This is a genomic window from Achromobacter sp. UBA5777, from assembly GCF_002418565.1.
Taxonomy (GTDB): domain Bacteria; phylum Pseudomonadota; class Gammaproteobacteria; order Burkholderiales; family Burkholderiaceae_B; genus Achromobacter; species Achromobacter animicus.
Genome location: NZ_DIEJ01000294.1, coordinates 1 through 2,940, shown reverse-complemented (window position 1 = coordinate 2,940; position 2,940 = coordinate 1). Strand labels below are relative to the sequence as shown.

Here is a 2,940-nt window from a genome sequence, read left to right as displayed (position 1 = left end):
GACAGGCGCGACATGACGGTGCCGATGGGCACCGACAGGATGCGGGCGGCCTCCTGGTAGGAAAGGTCTTCGACCGCGATCAGCAGCAGGACCTCGCGCTGCTCGGCCGGCAGGGCCTGCAGGCAGCGGTCCAGGTCGCGCACTTCAAGCTGATCGGTCTGGGTGGCGCGCACCGGCGCGTCGGGCAGGTCGCCCGGCGCCGTCTGGTCGGTACGCCGGCTGGCGGCGCGCACACCGTCGATGAAATGGTTGTGCATGATGCCGAACATCCAGGCGCGCAGCTCGCCGCGCCGCTGCCAGCGGGAATAGCGGCTCCATGCGCGCTCCAGTGTGTCCTGAACGAGGTCGTCGGCCCGGTCCGGGTCGCCCGTCAGCCCGCGCGCGTAACGCCGCAGGCTGGGGATGCAGGCCAGGATCTGGGCTTCGTCTTCGGCGCGCATGGTCTGATCGGGCAGCTGTCCGGATCAGGGTTTGACGACGTGCCAGATTTCCTTGAAGTTGTCGCCGGTCTTGTCACCCGGCTTGGTGTCCTTGGCGAACAGGTACAGCGGCTTGTTCTTGTAGGCCCATTGCTTGCTGCCGTCGGGGCGGGTGATGACCGTCAGGTCGCCCATCGGCTTGGCGTCGCCGGTGGCCATGGCGGGCGGCCAGGCCTTGGCGCACTGGTCGACGCAGGCGCTCTTGCCCGCGGTGTCCTTGTCGAAGGTGTACAGCGTCATGCCGGCGCTATCGACCAGAATGCCGTTCTGGGTCTTGACGGCCTGGGCGTGGGCGCCGGCCGAGAACAGGGCGGCGCAGGCGAGAGCCAGGGCCGCGGCGGTGTGTTTGCGCATGGTGTGCCTCGTAGAGGGGAAGGATTGGGGGACTGCCCTCTACGGACGCCGGCCGGGGCCGCTTTATTCCAGCGGTCCGGAAAAAAGCTGCCGCGAAGGGTTCAAGCGCCCGGCCGGACCGCGCCGGGGTCATACCGCATTTCATGCTCCAGCTCGGTCTCCTCCACGGAAGTGAAGCCCAGCGCCTCGTACAGTCGCCGGGCGGGATTGCCTTTCAGAACGCTCAGGGTGACTGGCGCGCCTTCCTTGTCCGCCCAGTCCAGCACCTTGGCGAGCAGCCGGCGGCCCAGCCCCTGACCCTGGAAGTCGGGATCGATCTGGATCTGCACGATGCGCCAGCCCGCTGGATCGCGGTAATGCTTGAACAAGCCGGCAGGACGGCCGGCCAGCCAGACGATCTGGGCGTCGTCGAAGTGGTAGTGGATGCGCGCCAGGTGCTCGGCATCGTCCACCGGAATGCCGGCACGCTCGAGATACGCCGTCATCGTGCGCTTGCGCAGGGACAGCAGGAATGGCACGTCTTCTTCGGTGGCGGGCTGCAACGCCAGATCGGGGGTGAGGCTCATGTTGCGGTGCGAAGGGAAGGAGGGAACGCGGGCGCCGCCGGCTGGCGGGCGGGTTGCCTGACGTTATAGATCGGATGGAGGGTGGGCGCTAGCCCGATTTCCGAGGCGCTAACGCGCGGCCGTCATTCGGTCCGGAAATGAACTGATGCGATCGGTGGTCTCTGAGGATGAGAAGTAGGGTGCACAAATATGCGTATGGGCGGCAAATTGAGAAGTACGCTTCACTTTTGTGCCAAGACATCACATCTGGTTGGAAAGAGCCGCTCGCCCCTAAGCCTGCGATTTGACCGGCGCAGGCGTCAACATCCCCAACGGCTCCGGCCCGAAATGCCGCAGATTCGGGAACACCGTCCGCAGATCGTCCCGGCTGGCGCCGAACCACGCGCCCAGGTCTGCGCCCAACTGATCCACCGACGTAGTGGGCAGCAGACGGCCGTTGTCGACGAATCCAGGCCCATTCAGCGCGATTTCCGGATGGGCGCCGTAGCAGCGGCCGCCGTTGACCGCGCCGCCCAGCACGAAGTGATGCGAGCCCCAACCGTGATCCGAGCCGTTGCCGTTGGAACCCAGCGTGCGGCCGAACTCGGAGGCCGTGAAGGTGGTGACCTGATCCGCCACGCCCATCTCGGCCAGCGCGCTCTGGAACACCGCCAGCGCCTGGCCCATCTCCTTCAGCAGTGCCGGGTGCGTGTCATTCAGCCCCGTGTGGTTGTCATAGCCGTTCTGCGAAACAAAAAACACCTGACGCCGCGCGCCCAGCGTGTCGCGGGCGGCGATGATGCGCGCCACGATCCGCAGTTGCTGCGCGAGTGGCGTCGAAAAATCCCCTGGCACGGCGACGTCTGCCAAGGCGGCTCGCAGGCGCGTGTCGGCCGAGATGGATTGTGCGGCGATGCGCGACATCTCGCGTTCCATCAGGTGTTCGCGCGGCTCGGTGATCAGGTCTCGCAGCAGTGCGGTGCAGGCGCTGGAACCGTACATGTCGCGATGCAGCAGGTCGATCTGTGTCGAGCCGTTGATGCCCACGCGATAACCGGCCACCTTGCGTCCGGCCAGCAGCACCGTGCTGCCGCCCGCCGTGATGCCGGTGAAGGTGCGCTGCGCGTTGGCGCCCGCGAACAGATCCGTCAGACGGCCGGCCCAACCCGACGATGCGCCCTCCGGCGCCAGTGCCTGCCAGACCGATTGCTGGTCGTTGTGGGAAAACAGCTTGGGCGGCAGGGGCACGCGCGCCCCGATGTATTCGGCCTTGGTCGTGGGCACGATCAGCGGCCCAACGTTCAGCAGCGCCGCCATGTCGCCGCGTTCGTACAGCGGGGCCAGCGGCGCCAGCGCCGGAGCCAGGGCAAATTGCATGCCGCCCTGCGTGTCGGCCTTGCCGCGCAGCAGGGTGGCGCGCAGCGCGTCGCGGGGCAGGGCGATGTCGCTGCGGGCCGTGGAATACGCGCGGTACGACGACGGATCGTACGGGACCAGCGTGTTGTAGGGATCGTTGCCGCCGTACAGGAAGACGCATACGAGCGCCTTGTACGAGGGCGGGG

The 2,940-nt window shown here is 67.1% G+C and carries 4 protein-coding genes; all 4 read right to left on the bottom strand.

Annotated elements, in window-relative coordinates; genetic code table 11:
* On the bottom strand, positions 1-440 hold a 440-nt coding region (locus B3446_RS25660), incomplete at its 3' end, for an RNA polymerase sigma factor (protein ID WP_291386711.1).
* A gap of 24 nt (positions 441-464) precedes the next feature.
* Positions 465-833 carry a hypothetical protein gene (locus B3446_RS25655; RefSeq protein WP_175137728.1) on the bottom strand — a complete coding sequence of 123 codons (369 nt, stop codon included), beginning with the start codon at positions 831-833 and terminating at the stop codon, positions 465-467.
* Positions 834-934: 101 nt separating this feature from the next.
* Positions 935-1,399, bottom strand: coding sequence for a GNAT family N-acetyltransferase (locus tag B3446_RS25650; RefSeq protein WP_291386709.1), 465 nt, complete (start codon positions 1,397-1,399; stop codon positions 935-937).
* Between the two features lie 270 nt (positions 1,400-1,669).
* On the bottom strand, positions 1,670-2,940 hold a 1,271-nt coding region (locus B3446_RS25645), incomplete at its 5' end, for a DUF1501 domain-containing protein (protein ID WP_291386707.1).